Origin of the sequence: Prosthecobacter sp. (genome assembly GCF_044373815.1) — a bacterium.
Lineage (GTDB): Bacteria > Verrucomicrobiota > Verrucomicrobiia > Verrucomicrobiales > Verrucomicrobiaceae > Prosthecobacter.
The window spans coordinates 1-3459 of the sequence record NZ_JBIPNG010000597.1 but is presented as its reverse complement, the minus strand read 5'-3'; the positions used below and the strand labels follow the sequence as shown (position 1 = coordinate 3459).

The 3459-nt window shown below is 53.1% G+C and carries 3 protein-coding genes; 1 reads left to right on the top strand and 2 read right to left on the bottom strand.

Annotated features, from left to right (window positions below):
- The first annotated feature begins 102 nt into the window (after positions 1 to 102).
- The gene (locus ACIREA_RS28845) at positions 103 to 951 is read left to right on the top strand and encodes a PIG-L deacetylase family protein (RefSeq protein WP_397385777.1); all 849 of its coding nucleotides are present in this window, start codon (positions 103 to 105) and stop codon (positions 949 to 951) included.
- Positions 952 to 1224: 273 nt separating this feature from the next.
- On the opposite strand, the gene ACIREA_RS28840 is transcribed toward ACIREA_RS28845, so the two are convergent.
- Together ACIREA_RS28840 and ACIREA_RS28835 are read right to left on the bottom strand one after the other, a co-directional pair.
- Positions 1225 to 1812, bottom strand: a complete 588-nt coding sequence (locus ACIREA_RS28840; RefSeq protein WP_397385776.1) for a peptidylprolyl isomerase — start codon at positions 1810 to 1812, stop codon at positions 1225 to 1227.
- Positions 1813 to 2035: 223 nt separating this feature from the next.
- Positions 2036 to 3022, bottom strand: a complete 987-nt coding sequence (locus ACIREA_RS28835) for an acyltransferase family protein (protein ID WP_397385775.1) — start codon at positions 3020 to 3022, stop codon at positions 2036 to 2038.
- Positions 3023 to 3459 lie beyond the last annotated feature (437 nt).

Below are 3459 nucleotides of genomic sequence, written 5' to 3'. Positions count from 1 at the left end.
GAAGTGACAAATGTTTTGCCATTGTGCGTGTGCTAATGCGGCGGCCGAAGGGGGTGGAATGCTCTTTGCACTCTCCACCTTGCCGTGCATGGTCACGTTCCTGTGCAATTTCGACATCCTAAACACGACCTTTATATTCCTGACGAAACTGAACCGTGGACCGCGCTGCGCCGAGTGACGCATCTGGGCATCGTTTCCCATCAGGACGACCTGGAAATCGCCGCGTATCACGGGATCACGGAGTGTTTCCATCACAAATCCCAGTGGTTCGGCGGCGTGGTGGTCACCGATGGTGCTGGCAGCCCGCGCAAAGGCCCGTATGAATCCTACACGGATGAGGAAATGCAGAAGGTGCGCCTCATTGAACAGCGCAAGGCGGCCTACGTGGGTGAATACAGTTTCATGGTGCAGCTCGGCTATCCGAGTGAGGACATCAAAAAGCCGAAGCACGCGCCAGCCGTGGAGGATTTGAAATTCGTGCTGGAGCATGCTCAGCCGAAATTTCTTTATCTTCACAATCCCTGTGACAGGCACGACACGCATGTGGCCACCTTTCTGCGCTGCCTCGAAGCCATCCGCGAACTGCCGCCGGAAATGCGTCCTGAGAAAGTCTATGGCTGCGAAGTCTGGCGCAAGCTCGACTGGCTGCTGGCGGAGGACAAGGAAATGCTCTGGGTGGACAAGCACCCGCATATGCTGCGCCCGCTGCTCGGGGTGTTTGATTCGCAGATCAGCGGCGGCAAACGCTATGACCTGGCCGAAGAAGGCCTGCGCCATGCCAACGCGACCTACTTTGACTCCCACACCACGGACAAGACCAGCCTGCTGACCTTTGCGATGGATCTGACACCGCTGACCAAGGATGACAGCATGTGTCCGGTGGAGTACGCCACGAACTATGTGAAGCGCCTTGAATCTGACGTGCATGACCGCGTGAAGAAGTTCATGTGACGGTACGATGGGCACTCTTGCCCGTCGATCAGCGCTCCGACATGGGCCAAAGTTCACGAGTTGTTCGAGTGCGCCTCCGGGCTGTTCAGTCGGTTTGGGTGGGACGTAGGCGCGGGGAGCGTGCAAAGGCGCTGGCCGACAGACAGGAGTGTCTGTCGTACTTCAGAGAATCTGCCTGCCTGTTTGCAGAAGGAGTGCCCATCGTACTAAAAACAAATGCCAGCCGGTTTCCCGGCTGGCATTGGAATTTGGAAGGCGAAGCTGTGGCGGGAATTATTCCGCGAGCTTGGCGCTCTTGATGATGATCGGTTCCACTGGAACGTCACCGTGCTGGCCTTTGCGGCCTGTGGCGACGGTGGCCATGGCTTCAACGACGTCCATGCCTTTGCTCACTTTGCCGAATACGCAGTAGCCCCAGCCATCCTGTCCAGGATAGTCGAGGAAGCTGTTGTCCTTCAGGTTGATGAAGAACTGTGAGCTGGCGCTGTGCGGGTTTGGCGTGCGGGCCATGGCGAGGGTGCCTTTGACGTTCTTGAGGCCGTTCTTGGCTTCGTTCTCGATCTGGGCGTCTGGCTCCTTCTGCTGCATGTCAGGGGAGAAGCCACCGCCTTGGATCATGAAGTCAGGGATCACGCGGTGGAAGATCAGGCCGTCATAGAAGCCTTTCTTCACATACTTCACAAAATTGGCGACAGAAATGGGAGCCTTGGCGGCGTCGAGTTCGAGTTCGATGGTTCCTTTGGAGGTCTCCATCACGATTTTCACTGGTTTGGCGTCACTCACGGTTTGGGCAGAGGTTGTTCCGGTCAGACCAGCAAACGTGATGACGAGAGCGGCAAGAGTCGGTGCGATTGATTTCATAGTGGGTTGGTAGGGAGGGGAATGAGCCACGAAGCCATTGATTTGCAATGGTCAAAATCGACGAGTCCTCCTGTGAAAGTATGGGAAATGACATTCACTCGGTGAAAGCAGGCAAGAGGCATCGAAAGCACGGGGAAAAGTCATTCCGGCTCTCCCCCGCTGCGAACCTTTGCCAGCTTGGGATCGATCAATGCCTAATAACTTCTTTTGGTAAAGATGCGTTTCAGTCCTTCAATCGGAAAATTTTTCTGGATAAAGGCTCCCAGAAAAGTGCCTTTAATTTCTTGTCAAAGAACCAGTCAATCCCCGCTGTGGAAAGAAGGACTAGAATGGTAAACACATAAACATCGCGAACTCCGAATTTCACATAGAACAGGATAAGAAGCGGAGAATGAAAAAGATAGAGGGGATAAGAAATTTCCCCGAGGTAATTAAAAATTGATTGAAGCTTCGGAGGTAGGTGGATTCGCGGGGCCAGGAGCAGCGCCGCTAAAGTCATCGCAAATGCAAACACTCCCCAGCTTTCATGCTGAGTGAAATAAATCAGCGCACATCCACCTGTGCTCAGGATGGCAATCCATGGGTTGCCTTTGTCCTTCACCAGCAAAAATCCGAGAAGCCATGGCCAGGCATATTTCAATGCGCCATACCCCAAAAGGAAGGTTTTTGGAAAAAGAAACAGTGTCATAGAAACGGCAACGAAACCCAGAGCAACCAGGGGTTTGGTGCGAAAAAGGAACGGCAGCACGAGGTAGTAGCATACCTCGAAACTTAGGCTCCATAACGGCAGATTATAGGTGATGGCGGTGGCGGCAAAACCTTGGAGCATCACTATGTTGGCCACCGAAGTTTTCCATCCAGTGGCCTGAATAACCCAATTCGCCAGAACCACCCTGTTTCCGAGCAGTACTGTCAGCGAATGAGCAAACACGACTGCCACAAAGTAGAGTGGGTAAATCCGGAGGAATCTTCTCACATAATACCCTGAGGGGCGTTTCGCGTAGGAATGAGCAACAGAAAATCCAGAGATTAAAAAAAAGCCAAACACCGCTGACAGCCCATCCAATTCATAAATCTGCAAAAACGGGAATTTTAAATCGGTGACCCACTGCAAGTGGGTTGTGAAAACGATCAGAGCAAGGAAAAATCTCACGAGTCCGAGCAACGCCCATGAGGACGCCGAAAAATTCATGGAAGTGAAGGGGGGCATTCAGCCAAGACAAAAACATCTTCGAACGGCAAATGAAAGCCATAAAGCACGCCGGGCATTGAGTTGATGCTCCCCGCCTTAATGGAAGAGCTCTCGAAGAGCGGAGCGGTAGGTGATGAATTCGCCGGTCATGAGAAGAGGGTGCAATACACGTGGCTTTAGATTCGGGAGTGGCTACCACGATGGTCTGGCGTTATTGAGCAAGACGTTGGTCGAAGGGAATTCCACGACGTGTGAGCTTTTCAAAGCCTGAGCTTGAACCTATATCTCCAATTTTGAGGGGAGGGGTGCGCAAATCTCCTCCCACTGCTGATTGATGCCGGTGTCTAAAAACAACTCGGCCCGGGAGAACCCAACCAAAATTCTCCCGGGCCTTTAGGTGACCAGAGAGCCCCAACCATGAAGCGACTCTCCAGCTCGTTGTGTGTTTCCCCAGG